Genomic DNA, 14169 nt, shown 5'->3' with positions numbered 1-14169 from the left:
GGGCGCGGCTAGCCCGGCCGGATGCCGGCCGCCCGGACGAGCGGGGGCCCGCCGTTGCCCCGGCCGGGCTCCTGGCAGGGGACCGACGGCTCGGCGGCCGCGGCCCGGGCGGGGGCGTTCGGGGGCATCGCTCAGGCACCCCAGCCGGCCTGCCGGCCGCCCACGCGCTCGGCGTCGATCCGGTCCTGGTAGCCGGATCGGGCGAACGCCGCCATCGGGTCGGGGTCGAGCCCCTGCTCGGCCCGCAGGTCGGCCAGGAACGGCCGGACATCGGTGTTGTAGGCGTCCATGAGCACCCCGTTGGCCCCCAGGACGTCACCGGTCAGCTGCGCCGCCTCCAGCGCGGCGGTGTCGACCAGGAGGGCCTTGGCGGTCGCCTCCTGGACATTGAGCACCGAGCGGATCTGCGCGGGGATCTTCGGCTCGATGTTGTGGCACTGGTCGAGCATGAACGCGATCCCCGACGACGCCAGGTGGCCGCCGCCCCGCACCACCTCGTGCATGATCCGGAAGAGCTGGAACGGGTCCGCCGCCCCCACCATCAGGTCGTCGTCGGCGTAGAACCGCGAGTTGAAGTCGAACCCGCCGAGCTTTCCCTCGCGCATCAGGAACGCCACGATGAACTCGATGTTCGTGCCCGGCGCGTGGTGCCCGGTGTCGACCACCACCTGCGCCTTGTCGCCCAGCTTCACGCAGTGGGCGTAGGCCGTGCCCCAGTCGGGCACGTCGGTGGTGTAGAACGCGGGCTCGAACAGCTTGTACTCCAGCAGGAACCGCTGTCCCTCGCCCAACCGGTCGCGGACCGCGGCGAGCGCCTCGGCCAGCCGGTCCTGGCGGGCCCGGATGTCGTCCTGGCCGGGGTAGTTGGTGCCGTCGGAGAACCACAGTTTGAGGTCGGTGGAACCGGTGGCGTCCATGATGTCCACGCAGGCCAGCAGGTGGTCGAGGGCCTTGCGGCGCACCTTGGCGTCGGGATGGGTGACACTCCCGAGCATGTAGTCGTCGTCCTGGAAGACGTTGGAGTTGATCGCCCCCACCCGCACACCCAGGTCGCGGGCGTGGGCGGCGAGCGCCGCGTAGTCGTCCACGGTGTCCCACGGGATGTGCAGCGCCACGCTGGGCGCGATGCCGGTGTGGCGGTGCACCTGCGCGGCATCGGCGATCTTCTCCTGCGGCGTGCGGGGGACTCCGGCGCGGGCGAACACCTTGAAGCGTGTGCCGCTGTTGCCGAACGCCCAGGACGGGAGCTCGATGGCCTGCTGGCGGAGCGCTGAAGCGACGGCGCCGAGGTCGGTCATGGGGGACTCCTTCGAACATCGCGGTCTCGGAGGGGAGGAACGGGCCGGTCAGGGTGCCCGGGCGTGCCGGAGCGGCGTCCCGCGGGCCGCGGGAGGGGCCCCGGGCCGTCCGGGGCCGGCCGCCCGCTGGAGCGGCGGCCGGACCGCAGGGGGCGGGCGGCAGGTGAATCGATTCATCGCGAACGCGCCCCTACGCCAGATGGAAGACCTCGGTGAGCGGCACCATGCCCTCGTCCGGCCGGCCGTCCAGCCCCTCGAAGAACGGAGCCATCTCGGCCTGCCAGCGGGCATTGGCCTCCGTCCGCGCCATGGCCTCCTGCGCCGCGGCGAAGTCGTCGGTCTCCAGGTAGCCCACCAGCAGGCCGTCGGGGCGGCAGAACAGCGAGTAGTTGCGCCACCCGGCCCCGCTCAGCGCGGCCAGCATGTCCGGCCACACCGCGGCGTGCCGCTCGCGGTACTCCGCGAGCCGGTCCTCGCGGACCTTCAGCAGGAAGCAGACGCGCTGCATGCCACCCGTCCTCTCGTGAACGCCCCGCGGGCGGCCTCCGGCCGCCCGCGGGAGGGGTCAGAAGTCGTAGTCCGCGACATTGTCGGCGTCGAACACCGTCGGCGGGCCGAGCACGACCTCGCCGTCCGCCCCGACCGTGTACTCGCCCAGGCGCCCGGCCTCGAAGGTCTCGCCTTCTGCCCCGGTGATCCGCCCGGCCGCCAGCGCGGCACCGGCGTGGGCGGCCAGGTACCCCAGGTCCTTGGGGTCCCACAGCGCGAACTCCTCGACCGTGCCGTCCTCGACGTACTCGCTCATCTGGTTGGGCGTGCCCAGGCCCGTGAGCGCCACCTCGCCCTTGTAGTCCGAGGCGCTCAGGTAGCGCGCCGCGGCGGCGATGCCGACGGTCGTCGGCGACACCACGCCCGCCAGATCCGGGTGGCTCTGCAACAGCGCCTGCATCTCGTTGAAGGACTTCTGGTCCTCGTCGTTGCCGTAGACCGTGTCGACGACCTCGATGCCGGCGTACTCCTCCTTCTGGAGCTCCTCGTCCATCAGCTCCAGCCAGGTGTTCTGGTTGGTGGCGTTGGGGGTGGCCGACAGGAACGCGATCTCGCCCTCGCCGCCGATCTGCTCGGCGATCATCTCGATCTGGACGGCCGCGATGTCCTCCGCCGTCGCCTGGTTGATGAAGATGTCGCGGCAGTCGGGGGCGGTGTCGGAGTCGTAGGCCACGACCGCCGCGCCCGCCTGGCGGGCCTGGTTCAGGGCACCGCACACCGCGTTGGGGTCGTTGGCCGCGATCACGATGACGTCGCTGCCCTGCTGGCTGAGCGTGTTGACATAGCTGACCTGCGACGACGCAGACGCCTCGGAGGGGCCGACCTCCTTGTACTCCCCGCCCAGCTCCGCCACCGCCTCCTCGCCACCGCTGTTGGCGTAGGTCATGTAGGGGTTGTTGAGCTGCTTGGGCAGGAAGCTGATGGCCAGGCCGTCGGGGATCTCCGCGCCGGGGTCGGCCTCGCCGGCGGCGCCCTGGCCGCCGGGCTCATCGGCGTCGCCGCGGGTGGTGCCGCCGCAGGCGGCGCTCGCCAGCATCACGCCGACGACGGCCGCGGCGGTCACGCCGTATCTGATCCGGGTTCGCAACATGGGGGCTCACCTCGTGTTCGTGCAGGGGGCGGGGGACGGGCGGTGCATCGGAGGGGTGCGGACCGAGGGGTGCGGGCCCTCTCAGCCCCGACCCGGCGGTGCGCCGGGTCTGCGCCGCCGCTCGCGGATCCGCGCGAGGGTATTGGGCAGGACCACCGAGACCACCAGCAGCAGTCCGGTGACGATGGACAGGACATCGGAGGACACATCGGCCAGCTGGAGGGCGTTGCGGACCGTGCCCAGCAGCAGCACGCCCCCCACCACGCCGAGCAGCGTGCCGCTGCCGCCGAAGATCGACACCCCGCCGAGCAGCACCGCGGCCACGACCGACAGCTCCAGGCCCGCGGCGTTGTCGGCCCGCGCGCTGCCGTACTGGAGCGTCCAGAACACCCCGGCCAGCGCCGCGACGGTGCCCGACGCGGTGAACAGCCAGATCTTGGTGGCGCGCACCGAGATCCCCGAGAACCGGCTGGCCTCGTCGTTGCTGCCGATGGCGTACAGGGCGCGCCCCACCGGGGTGGCGTGCAGCACCACGCCGAACACGACGGCCAGTCCCGCGATCAGCAGCGCGACCCACGGGATGTCGGTCCCGGGCAGCCGGGCCGTGGCCCCGCCGGTCCAGGAGAACGGGAAATCGGCGACCGCCCGGTCGCCCAGGACGACGTAGGCCAGCCCCCGGTACATCGCCATGGTGCCGATGGTGACCGCCAGCGAGGGCAGCCCCACCACGGTCACCAGCAGCCCGTTGACGGCGCCCAGCACGGCGCCCAGCACCAGGCACAGCGGCACGATGGTCTCCAGCGGCAGCCCCATCACCCACAGCTGCCCCATGACCGCGCTGGTCAGCCCGAGGGTGCTGGCCACGCTCAGGTCGATCTCGCCGGTGATGACGACCAGCGTCATCGGCAGCGCGATCAGCGCGATGCAGGCGATGTCCAGCACGAGGAAGCCGCCGTTGCGGCCGCTCGCGAAGCCCTCGACGACGAGGGAAGCGGCCAGCACCGACACCAGCAGTGCTCCGATGACCGAGGTCTCGCGGGTGGCGAGGGCCCGGCGCAGGCCCGGCAGGGCGCCCGGCCGGCGCGGCCCGGAGGGAGCGGTGCCGGCGGCGGGCGCGCCGATGTCAGGCGCCATGGGAACCACCTCCCCGGAGCCGGCGGGCGGCGCGCACCGCCAGGAGCCGGTCCAGTCCGATCGCGACGAGGATGAGCAGGCCAACCACCGCCTGCTGCCAGAACGAGTCGATCCGCAGCATCGGCAGCGCAGCGCCGATGGTGGTGAGCAGCAGGGCGCCCAGTGCCGCGCCGTACACGGTGCCGCTGCCGCCGAAGATGGCCACCCCGCCCACGACGGCGGCGGCCACGACCTCCAGCTCCAGGCCCGTGCCCACGGTGGCGTCGAGCGTGCCGAACCGGGCGGCGTAGAGCACCCCGGCGAGCCCGGCGAGGGAGCCGTTGACGACGAAGGGCAGGAAGACCCGCCGGTCCACGGGGATGCCGCTGAGCCGGGCGGCGCTCGGCTCGGATCCGACGGCGTAGAGTTCGCGCCCACTGCGGTAGGAGCCCAGGTACCAGCCCGCGGCCAGCACGACGGCCAGCGCGATCAGCGCCGGAACGGGGATGCCGAGCACCGTCGTCCGGCCCAGTCCCAGGAACGCGGCGGGCATGTCGGCGGCGTTGACCTGCCGGCCCGACGCCCACCAGTAGCCGATCCCGCGGAACATGTAGAGCGTGCCCAGCGTGACCACCAGCGCCGGGACGCGGGCGGCGGCGACCAGTACGCCGTTGACCACGCCGCACACGGTGCCGATGAGCACCCCGGCGAGCGCGACCACCGGCAGCGGCAGCCCGGGGAAGGACACGAACAGCGTGCCCACGGCGAACGCCGACAGCCCCAGGACCGACCCCACCGACAGGTCGACGTTGCGGGTGATGAGGACCATCGACTGGCCCACCGCGAGGATGGTCAGCAGGGTCGCGCCCAGCAGGAGGTCGCGGATGTTCTGCCCGGACAGGAAGTTGGGGTTGTACGCCGTGGTGGCCGCCACCAGCAGCACCAGGGCCAGCAGGATCCCCAGCTCGCGGACCTGCCGGAACCGCCGCCCGGCGGCGGGGGCGCCGGCACCGTGCCGTCCGGTGGGCGGCGCAGCGGGGGCGCTCATCGCCGGCCTCCGTCCCGGCCCGCCGCGCGGCCGCGGACGTGTGCCGCGGAGGGCCCCGCCGCTCGCGGTCCCGCCTGTGGCCGGCACCGTGCGCGTTCCAGCGGTGTGCCGGTGCCGCGCGGCTCCGTGCCGGCGGGGGTGCCGGCGGCGGGCCGCGTAGGCCGCCGCCCGCCGTTCGCGGACGCGGGCGGTCCGGTGCGCCGGTGGCGGGCCGGCGGCGCCGGCCACTGCGGGAACCGGGGGCGGTACCGCCCCGGTCCGTGGTCTGGCCCGAGCATCAGACAGCGGCCTCCTTCTGTCCCGTCGCCGCGTACATGACGGACTCCTCGGTCGCCTCGGCCCGGGAGAGCCCGGCGGTGATCCGCCCCTCGTGCATGACCAGGACGCGATCGGCCATGCCCAGGACCTCCGGCAGCTCGCTGGAGACCATGACGACCGCCAGCCCCTGCCCGGCCAGCTCCGACAGCAGCCGGTGCACCTCGGCCTTGGTCCCGACGTCGATGCCCCGGGTCGGCTCGTCGACGATGAGCACCCGCGGCTCGGTGGCCAGCCACTTCGCCAGGACCACCTTCTGCTGGTTGCCGCCCGAGAGCGTGGAGACGGGATCGGTGAACCGCCCCGACCGCAGGCTCAGCCGCTCGGCCCAGACCCGCGTCGCCCGCTCCTCGGCGCCGCGGCGCAGCAGCCCGAACCGGCTCAGCCGCCACCGCCGGGTCAGGGTGGCGTTGCGCTCGATCGACGCCTCCATGACGAGCCCCTGCTGGCGGCGGTCCTCGGGCACCAGCGCGACGCCGGCGGCCATGGCGGCGGCGGGCCGCCCGGGTGCCAACGGGCGGCCGGCCACGCGCACCGCCCCGGAGTCGTAGCGGTCGACGCCGAATACGGCGCGCACCACCTCGCTGCGCCCGGCGCCCACCAGCCCGGCGAGCGCGACGATCTCGCCGGCGTGCACGGTGAAGGAGACATCGGCGAACACCCCGCGCCGGGTCAGCCCGGCCACCTCCAGAACGGGCGCGCCGCGCTCGGTGTCCTGCTTGGGGTAGAGGGTGCCGACGTCGCGGCCGACCATCCGGCGGACCACGGCGTTCACGGTCAGCCCGGCGACCGGGTCGGTCGAGATGTGCCGGCCGTCCCGCATCACCGTGACGCGGTCGCACAGGGCGAACACCTCGTCGAAGCGGTGCGAGATGAACAGCACCGCCGCTCCGTCGTCGCGCAGCGAGCGTGAGACGGAGAACAGCCGCTCCACCTCGACCCCCGACAGCGCCGCCGTGGGCTCGTCCATGACCAGCACGCGCGCGTCGAGGGACATCGCCTTGGCGATCTCCACGAGCTGCTGATCGGCGATGGACAGGCCGCGGGCGGGCCGGTCGGGGGCGATGCGCACGCCCAGCCGGGCGAAGATCCGGTCGGTGGCCGCGTGCATGGCCGCGCGGTCGATCCGCCGCCCCCGCGCCAGCGGCTGGCGGCCCATGAAGATGTTCTCGGCCACCGTCAGATCGGGGAAGAGCGTCGGCTCCTGGTAGATGACGGCGACGCCCGCGCGCCGGGCATCGGCGGGGGCGGTGAAGACGGCGGGCCTCCCGTCGACCTCGACGTGCCCCTGGTCGGGGCGGTGCACCCCGGCGATCGTTTTCACCAGCGTGGACTTCCCCGCCCCGTTCTCACCGCAGAGCGCGTGGATCTCGCCCGCGCGCAGCTCCAGTGAGACGCCCTGGAGGGCGGCGACCATCCCGAAGGATTTCGCCACGCCGATCAGGGAGAGGGGCGGAGGTGCCGTCGGCGGGTGGGCGGTCACGGCTCCTCCTTCGCTCGGGTGCCACGCACGTCGCGAACGCGGTGGAAAAACGTTTCAATTGAGGAGGACGTTAGGTGGGTCACACGACGAGCGTCAAGGGGGTCGGGGCGATATCGCCCGTTCGTCACCATGGGTGTCTCGACCGTCGCGTATGGTCGTACTTCGGGTCCCTCCGGCCTGACGTGCGACTCCGGCGTGCGTTCCGGCCGTTGACACGTTTTAATCGACCTGTGAACATGAGCGCCCAGATCCACCGAGCCCTCGGAGAAGCAGCGTTGTCCTCGACAGAAGGCGTCCGCCGGCCCGTCGGCATCAACGACGTCGCGGCCCGCGCCGGCGTCTCCCCCGGGACGGTCTCCAACGTCCTCAACCGCCCGGAGCGGGTCGCCGACGCCACGCGGGCCCGGGTCGAAGACGCCATCCGCGACCTCGACTACGTGCGCAACTCCTCCGGCCGCAGCCTGCGCTCGGGCCGCAGCGACTCCGTGGGCCTGCTCGTCCTGGACATCACCAACCCCTTCTTCACGGAGGTCGCCCGCGGCGTCGAGGACGTGGCGGCCGGCGAGGGCCTGGCGGTCGTCCTGCTCAACTCCGCCGAACAGCAGCAGCGCCAGCAGCGCTCCCTGCGCCTGCTCGCCGAGCAGCGCGCCGCGGGGGCCGTGGTCATGCCGGTCGACGGCGACACCGCCGACCTGCTGTGGCTGCGCAAGCAGGGGGTGCCCTGGGTGCTGCTCGACCGCGGCGACGTCGGCGCCGAGACCGGGTGCAGCGTGGCGGTCGACAACCACGCCGGCGGGGCGGCCGCCGGCCGGCACCTGATCAACCTGGGGCATGAGCGGATCACCTACCTCAGCGGGCCCGAGGGGCTGGAGCAGTGCCGCACCCGCCTGGCCGGGCTGCGCGCCGCCCTGGCCGAGTCCGGCATCGACCCCGACGACGCCGTGCGCGTCGTGCGGACCCCGCAGCTCACCGCCGAAGCGGGGGAGAAGGCGGTCGAGGAGGTCCTCGCGGGCGGACCCCGCCGGCGCCCCCAGGCGGTGTTCTGCGCCAACGACCAACTCGCGCTCGGCGTGCTGAAGGGCCTGGGAGAGCGCGGGCTCGGCGCGCCCGCGGACCTGTCCGTCGTCGGCTACGACGACGTCGGGTTCTCCGCGCTCGTCCACCCCGGCCTCACCACGGTCGCCCAGCCCAAGTACGAGCTGGGCCGGGCCGCCATGCGGCTCCTGCTCTCGGAGCTCCACGACACCGGCCACCGCCACGAGCAGATGCGCTTCGCGCCCGAACTGATCGTCCGCGGTTCCACCGCCGCCCTGCGCGAGTGACGTCCCGCTCGGGCGGGACGCCACCGAGAGCCTGACGGGCGGGCGGCGCCGGCCGGTGTCCCAGGTCCTCTCCGAGCCGGCGTATCGGGAGCGGTCACGCGGAATGGCGAGCTCGGACTCCGGCGGGCGACGACCCCACAGGACTCCGGACCTCTCCTGAGGTTGCGGCGACCGCGCCGACCGCTGGCGACTCCGGCCCAGGTCGGAGCGCCGGGGAGGCCCGGCCGCGGTGCGCGGACGCGGTCGGGAGCGCCGTCCCGCCGGCGGTGTCCCGCAAAGGCATCTTATGCATGTGCATTTGCGCAATTGCATCGATTTCTCCCGCGCAACCCGATGCGCCACCGGGCGGATCGCACCGCCGGGGCGCCCCGTGCGCGACGCGGCCGCCGGGCCGCCGGGTCCCCCCGGCGGCCACTTCCCCTGTGCCGGGCCCGCCGCCGGCGCGCGCCCCGGGGCCCCGGGGCCGGACGCCCGCCGCGGGGCCGGGCGCGGCGGTCCCTGCCTCGAAGAACGCGGCGGAAATGGAGTCCGGGCGGTCGCCGTCCGCCGCGGGGGTTTTCTCCCTCCTCCGGCGAATTCACCACCTTCATCAAATCTCACATCGAACGCGGACGAGTGACAATGGATCATATTCCGACATAGCGGTCGATGTCTGCGTTACCTCGCATCCGAACGCGTCGTACCTGGTCATGCGTTTCGATGGTGGATCTCTCGAAGCGCCTGATGTCGCGGACCTCCTTTGCTAGGCTCGCGGTTGAATCGGTCGATCATTAACGGTTCCACTGAAAACAGTGCGTTGTCCGTGCGAATATCTCAGGCGATCGGAGGAGCACTTTCTTTGGGGTGTGCCGCATTTTCCGGATGAACCGCATGATCCGGTGAAACGACAGCGAACACCCCACGGCAAGGCGAATCCGGAAGCTCTCCATGTCATGTCGGCGACGCCCGGAGCATCGGACGCGGGCGTCCCGTGTGGCCCATGTGTGAACCGGCGTGCCGATCGACCGGTGCGCCCCAGGGCCACTGTCGTTGTCCACCCCCACCCGAAACGAGGAGGCGTGTTGTGGCACAGGCGCCCTCACCGCCAGGTAGCGATGGCCATCCCCGCGCGCAGATGACGGGCGCGCCGGAGTCCGGGCGCGGCGGACGGTTCCGCAGGTTCCTGTCCTGGTGCGGGCTGCGCCGGGCACCGCGCGAGTCGCCGTGGGCGCCGCCCGCGCCGGCCCCCGCGCCGTCGGCCCGGCCCCCGGGCCCGGAGCAGCCCCCTGCCCCGACGCACCGGCCGCCGCAGGCCGCCGTGCGCGCACAGGTACCGGTACAGCCGACCGCCCCGCCGGCACGACCCGCCGCGCCCTCCACCGGGCCGTACGCGGGCCCGCCCACCACACCCATGCCCCCGGCCCACCGGCCGCCGACGCAGTCCTGGCAGGCCGGGGCGGTGCCCGCCGGGCCGCCCGCCGGCGCCCCGCCGTCCGGCGCCCGGGCCCGCGAGTCCAAGCTGCTCACCGACGCCCTGGCGGGGCTGGCCATGCGCGACCTCGCCCTGGTCGACTCCCTCCTGGCGATCGTGGAGAAGCTGGAGGACATCGCCGAGGACCCCGAACTGCTCGACAAGCTGTTCGAGATCGACAACCTCGCCACCCGGATGCGCCGCAACGGAGAGAACCTGCTGGTCCTCGCCGACCAGGAGGGCAGCGACCCCAACATCGAGCCGGTCCCCCTGCTCGACGTCGCGCGCGCCGCCACCTCCGAGATCCGCGACTACAGCCGGGTGCACATCGGCCGGCTGCCCGAGATCTTCGTCGCGGGCGCCGCGGCCGACGACATCAGCCACCTGCTGGCCGAACTGCTCGACAACGCCACCACGCATTCGCCCGACCACGCCCAGGTGGTCATCAGCGGCCAGACCCGCGCCGAGGGCGGCCTGCTGATCACCGTCGAGGACGAGGGGATCGGCATCCCGGCCGACCAGCTCGCCGACCTCAACACCCGCCTCAGCGGTACCCCCGTTCTCGACGAGCGCGTCATGCGGCACATGGGCCTGTACGTCGCCAGCCGCATCGCCCACCGGCACGGGCTGCGCGTACAGCTCGAAGGACGCTCCTTCCGGGGGACCAGCGCCTACAGCGTCATCCCCGAACGCCTGCTCACCGCGTTCGGTCCGCGTCCCGAGGCCCCCGAGCAGCGGCCGACCCGCTCCATGCCCACGGTCACCCCGCACCCGCGCGCGCAGATCGCGCCGCCCGCCCCCGCGGGTTCCCGCGGCCCCGGGCGCACCGGCGGCGGGTCGGGACTCACGGCGGCGGGCCTGCCCCGCCGCAGCGCCGGCCGCTCCGACGCCCCCGCGCGAGCGGCCGCGGCCCCGGTCCAGCACGGGTTCACGCCGCGTCCCGCCGAGACGCCCGGCGCGCGGGCCGAGCGGATCCGCGACGACCTCGGCGGCTTCATGGAGGGCGAGCGCGCCGCCACCGAAACGAACGACTAGCGCGATGGCCCCGCACAGCACGATCGCGCCCCACCGCGCGGCCCGCCGGCCGCGCACGCATACGACCCCTAAACAGCAGTCAAGAGGCAGGGACAGCCATGAACGACCAGTTGAGCGCCAACGCGGAGAATTTCACCTGGCTCATCTCCAATTTCGTCGGTGAGGTGCACGGGGTCGAGCACGCCATCGTGGTCTCCTCCGACGGGCTGCTGCTCACCTCATCGCGCGACTTCCCGGAGGAGAACGCCGAACAACTCGCGGCCATCGCCAGCGGGCTGCACAGCCTCGCCGTCGGCGGCGCGAACCTGTTCGCGAAGGGGACCTGCGAGCAGCTCATCGTCCGCATGCAGGGCGGGCACCTGTTCGTGATGTCGATCAGTGACGGCTCCTGCCTGGCGGTGCTCAGCTCCCCGGCGGCGGACATGAAGATCGTCGCCTACCAGATGACGCGCCTCGTGGAGAACGTCGGCCACGCGCTCACGCCGCAGCTGCGTTCCGAGCTGCGCGAAGTGATCGGAAACTGAGTCGGCGGTGCCAGGAACGGCTGGACCTGAATCATGAAGAGGTTGCCACAGTTATGAGCTACCGCAGGCGAAGGAGTACGCGCATCCGCCCCTACACCTTCACGGGGGGCAGGACCAGGTCGCGTCATCCGCTCATGGTGCAGACGCTCGTTTCGACCGCGGATCCCAGCAATGATCCGCCGGCGAATCTCATGCCCGAATCGCAGAACATCTATCTGCTGTGCCGGGAGACGCGTTCCGTCGCCGAGGTCGCGGCCGAATTGAAGATCCCGCTCGGGGTCGCCCAGGTCCTCCTGAGCGACCTCGCGGAACTCGGCCTCGTCTACATCCACCCCACCATCACGGGCAACAGCCCGTCGGAAAATCAGGTTCTCGAAAGGGCGCTTCGTGGTCTCGAACGACTTTTCCAATGACATCCAGACCAAGATGTCGACCAAGATCGTCATCGCGGGGGGCTTCGGCGCCGGGAAGACCACGCTCGTCAGTTCGGTGTCGGAGATCCCCGCCGTGACCACCGAGGCGGTGATGACCGAGGCGAGCGTGGACTACGACGACACCTCGGCCACGCCCCGGAAGGTGACGACCACGGTCGCCATGGACTTCGGGCGCATCACCGTCGACCGGCAGCTGATCATGTACATGTTCGGCACGCCCGGCCAGGCCCGGTTCTGGTTCATGTGGGACGACCTCGTGCGCGGAGCCGTGGGCGCGGTCGTGGTGGTCGACTGCCGCCGCCTCGCCGAGAGCTTCGACGCGGTCGACTACTTCGAGACGAACCGCCGCATCCCCTACATCGTCGCGCTCAACAAGTTCGACGGCCGGCTGGAGTACTCGGTCGACCAGGTGCGCGAGGCGCTGGAGGTCAGCGACGACGTCCCCATCATCGACTTCGACGCCCGCGACCGGTCCTCGGGCGGGATGGTGCTCAAGACGCTGCTCCGCTACGCGCTGGCCACCAACGCGGCCGCCACCCCCGTCGGCTGAGCCCCCATGCCGGCCGGCACCCCTTCCGCACCGGAGGGACACCTCCTCATCAGACCGATCCCGGGAAAGTACATTCAGGATGCGTAAGATCCTCATCGTCGGCGCCGGCCAATCGGGGCTCCACCTCGCCCACGGTCTCCTCGGCCACGGGTACGACGTCACCGTGATCACCGGTCAGACCTCGACCGAGATCCGTACCGGCCGGCCGTCGATCACGCAGCTCACCTACCCGACCGTGCTGGAGTACGAGCGCGAGCTCCACCTGGACTTCTGGAGCGCGCAGGCTCCCCAGATCGAGAAGTGCAAACTGCACGTCTATCCGTCGGGGATGCCCGATCCGGTGGAGGTCGGCGGCCGGTTCGACGGCTACGCGGTCTCCGTCGACCGGCGGGTGAAGATGGCGGACTGGCTGGAGTACTTCGAGGACTGCGGCGGCAAGGTCGTCATCCACGGCGTGACCCTCAGCGACCTCGACTACTTCTCCAGGATGTTCGACCTCATCGTCGTCGCCGTGGGGCACGGCGAGCTGGGCGCCCTCTTCGACACCGACCAGAGCCGCTTCAGCAGCGCCCGGCACCGCGTGCTGGCCCAGGCGCACATCTACGATGTGGAACCCGATCCGGGGGAGGCGGAATCAGTCGGGTGGGTCGGGGCGGTCGAGGACGCGGGGATGATCTGGTTCTTCCCGATCCTGACCGCGGAGGGTCCGTGCCACTCCCTGTTCCTCGTGGGCAAGCACGACGGCCCCATGGACAGCTGGCGCGACCGGCCCGGCCCCGCGGAGCAGTGGCGGCGCATGCAGGACCTGCTGCGCAAGCATGTGCCGCACTACTACGAGCGCGTGCACAAGGCCGAGCTGGTCGACGGCAACAGCCGCCTCATCGAATCGCTGAACCCGCAGGTGCGCAAGCCCGTCGGGGTGCTGCCGTCGGGCGGACGGGTGCTCGGCATCGCCGATGTGGTGATCACGTCGGACCCCTTCGCCGGGCAGGGCTGGAACAACTCCACGCGGTGCGCCAAGAGCTACCTGGAGTCCATCCTCCAGCGGGGCGACCGCCCCTTCGATGAAGAGTTCATGACCAGCATGTTCGATCGCTTCTGGAGCTACGGGCAGGTCGCCGAGCAGTGGGCGGAGGCGATCTCGTCGTATTGGGAGATCGAACAGCCGCCGCACATGAACGAGATCCTGGGGGCGGCCGGGACGTATCCCGAGATCGGCGACCGGTGGATCCAGGGCTGGAACAATCCTCCCGCATATGCCGACTGGCTGTTCGATCCCGAGGGAGCGCGCGCCTATCTTGCCGAAGTTACGGCGGCCCATAATCGACGATCGGGCTAGCCAGAAATAAACGCTTTGTCGTGCGACCCGGATGCCGCCCTTGAGGCTTCCGGGTCGTTCGCCACTCGTGCCCCATGGGCACCAGTGATATCAGGTAAGGCCACGGGGACTATTATCTGCACTCCCAAAGGGGAGCTTGCATATTGCCGGTGCTTATGCGCGGACGTTAGGCTGCCCCGTGGACTTTTCAGGTGGACAGCGGAGGGTATGCGGCACCCCGCGGTTGGCGGCGCGCGCGGTTCCCGGCATTTCTTCCGGACGATTGCTCCTCCCCGGACCTCGGAGGTGTGCCGTGCGGGCAGCACGTGGTGGCCGACCCAGGCCGTCCGTATCACCACGCCGGCCGGTTTTCGCCGGTCAGCGTCTTTCCGGCCGTAGAAAACCATCAATCACCCCCTTCTTCGGCGCGGGGGTCGGTCTCGCGGCATAACGGACCTACGGTGCGGAAGTCAGTGGCACATATGGCCGTCGATTTTCCTGAAACGCTACCAAAAACGGCGTGTCGGACATTTCGATGGGGGTGAACCGTGCGAACAGCGTGGGCGGCCGGTGAGCGGGACACCCGCCGCCGCGCCGCGAATTGGGCGGTCAGTGATGGTGAAACGGGGTGGAACGGTGC

At 71.7% G+C, this 14169-nt stretch carries 12 protein-coding genes; 6 read left to right on the top strand and 6 right to left on the bottom strand.

Annotation, left to right across the window (positions count from 1 at the left end; genetic code table 11):
• Positions 1-131: 131 nt before the first annotated feature.
• The 6 genes from rhaI to ACFO4E_RS03965 all read right to left on the bottom strand — a co-directional run bounded on the left by rhaI (position 132) and on the right by ACFO4E_RS03965 (position 6830).
• Complete coding sequence (rhaI, locus tag ACFO4E_RS03990) at positions 132-1298, bottom strand: L-rhamnose isomerase (protein ID WP_378571637.1); 1167 nt, start codon at positions 1296-1298, stop codon at positions 132-134.
• Between the two features lie 190 nt (positions 1299-1488).
• Complete coding sequence (locus ACFO4E_RS03985) at positions 1489-1806, bottom strand: L-rhamnose mutarotase (protein ID WP_378571636.1); 318 nt, start codon at positions 1804-1806, stop codon at positions 1489-1491.
• Between the two features lie 57 nt (positions 1807-1863).
• Positions 1864-2937, bottom strand: a complete 1074-nt coding sequence (gene rhaS / locus ACFO4E_RS03980; protein WP_378571635.1) for a rhamnose ABC transporter substrate-binding protein — start codon at positions 2935-2937, stop codon at positions 1864-1866.
• Between the two features lie 81 nt (positions 2938-3018).
• On the bottom strand, positions 3019-4071 hold the full coding sequence (locus ACFO4E_RS03975) for an ABC transporter permease (protein WP_378571634.1): 1053 nt from the start codon (positions 4069-4071) through the stop codon (positions 3019-3021).
• Entirely contained in the window at positions 4061-5098 is a 1038-nt protein-coding gene (locus ACFO4E_RS03970; protein WP_378571633.1) for an ABC transporter permease, read from the bottom strand. The genes ACFO4E_RS03975 and ACFO4E_RS03970 overlap by 11 nt, the downstream gene beginning before the upstream one ends.
• A gap of 277 nt (positions 5099-5375) precedes the next feature.
• Positions 5376-6830: a sugar ABC transporter ATP-binding protein gene (locus ACFO4E_RS03965; protein WP_378571956.1), complete on the bottom strand. Its 1455-nt coding sequence runs from the start codon at positions 6828-6830 to the stop codon at positions 5376-5378.
• 341 nt (positions 6831-7171) lie between these two features.
• On the opposite strand from ACFO4E_RS03965, the gene ACFO4E_RS03960 reads away from it, so the two are divergent.
• The 6 genes from ACFO4E_RS03960 (at position 7172) to ACFO4E_RS03935 (ending at position 13550) form a co-directional block, all read left to right on the top strand.
• Complete coding sequence (locus ACFO4E_RS03960; RefSeq protein ID WP_378571632.1) at positions 7172-8218, top strand: LacI family DNA-binding transcriptional regulator; 1047 nt, start codon at positions 7172-7174, stop codon at positions 8216-8218.
• Positions 8219-9608: 1390 nt separating this feature from the next.
• Positions 9609-10703 (top strand): sensor histidine kinase, encoded by a 1095-nt coding sequence (locus ACFO4E_RS03955; RefSeq protein ID WP_378571631.1) that lies wholly within the window; start codon positions 9609-9611, stop codon positions 10701-10703.
• Positions 10704-10801: 98 nt separating this feature from the next.
• Positions 10802-11227: a roadblock/LC7 domain-containing protein gene (locus ACFO4E_RS03950; RefSeq protein WP_378571630.1), complete on the top strand. Its 426-nt coding sequence runs from the start codon at positions 10802-10804 to the stop codon at positions 11225-11227.
• 53 nt (positions 11228-11280) lie between these two features.
• The gene (locus ACFO4E_RS03945) at positions 11281-11640 is read left to right on the top strand and encodes a DUF742 domain-containing protein (protein ID WP_378571629.1); all 360 of its coding nucleotides are present in this window, start codon (positions 11281-11283) and stop codon (positions 11638-11640) included.
• A gap of 13 nt (positions 11641-11653) precedes the next feature.
• Positions 11654-12211, top strand: coding sequence for a GTP-binding protein (locus tag ACFO4E_RS03940; RefSeq protein WP_378571955.1), 558 nt, complete (start codon positions 11654-11656; stop codon positions 12209-12211).
• Between the two features lie 79 nt (positions 12212-12290).
• Positions 12291-13550, top strand: a complete 1260-nt coding sequence (locus tag ACFO4E_RS03935) for a styrene monooxygenase/indole monooxygenase family protein (RefSeq protein WP_378571628.1) — start codon at positions 12291-12293, stop codon at positions 13548-13550.
• Positions 13551-14169: the final 619 nt, after the last annotated feature.

Origin of the sequence: Nocardiopsis mangrovi (genome assembly GCF_042653925.1) — a bacterium.
Lineage (GTDB): Bacteria > Actinomycetota > Actinomycetes > Streptosporangiales > Streptosporangiaceae > Nocardiopsis_B > Nocardiopsis_B mangrovi.
The sequence above is the reverse complement of the archived record's forward strand: the minus strand, read 5'-3'. Positions and strand labels throughout refer to the sequence as shown.

What these genes read in the sequence shown, in the direction of transcription:
- rhaI (WP_378571637.1), bottom strand. Translation starts at nt 1,298, where the DNA reads ATGACCGACCTCGGCGCCGTCGCTTCAGCGCTCCGCCAGCAGGCCATC.
- ACFO4E_RS03985 (WP_378571636.1), bottom strand. Translation starts at nt 1,806, where the DNA reads ATGCAGCGCGTCTGCTTCCTGCTGAAGGTCCGCGAGGACCGGCTCGCG.
- rhaS (WP_378571635.1), bottom strand. Translation starts at nt 2,937, where the DNA reads ATGTTGCGAACCCGGATCAGATACGGCGTGACCGCCGCGGCCGTCGTC.
- ACFO4E_RS03975 (WP_378571634.1), bottom strand. Translation starts at nt 4,071, where the DNA reads ATGGCGCCTGACATCGGCGCGCCCGCCGCCGGCACCGCTCCCTCCGGG.
- ACFO4E_RS03970 (WP_378571633.1), bottom strand. Translation starts at nt 5,098, where the DNA reads ATGAGCGCCCCCGCTGCGCCGCCCACCGGACGGCACGGTGCCGGCGCC.
- ACFO4E_RS03965 (WP_378571956.1), bottom strand. Translation starts at nt 6,830, where the DNA reads ATGGTCGCCGCCCTCCAGGGCGTCTCACTGGAGCTGCGCGCGGGCGAG.
- ACFO4E_RS03955 (WP_378571631.1), top strand. Translation starts at nt 9,609, where the DNA reads ATGCCCCCGGCCCACCGGCCGCCGACGCAGTCCTGGCAGGCCGGGGCG.
- ACFO4E_RS03950 (WP_378571630.1), top strand. Translation starts at nt 10,802, where the DNA reads ATGAACGACCAGTTGAGCGCCAACGCGGAGAATTTCACCTGGCTCATC.
- ACFO4E_RS03945 (WP_378571629.1), top strand. Translation starts at nt 11,281, where the DNA reads ATGAGCTACCGCAGGCGAAGGAGTACGCGCATCCGCCCCTACACCTTC.
- ACFO4E_RS03940 (WP_378571955.1), top strand. Translation starts at nt 11,654, where the DNA reads ATGTCGACCAAGATCGTCATCGCGGGGGGCTTCGGCGCCGGGAAGACC.
- ACFO4E_RS03935 (WP_378571628.1), top strand. Translation starts at nt 12,291, where the DNA reads ATGCGTAAGATCCTCATCGTCGGCGCCGGCCAATCGGGGCTCCACCTC.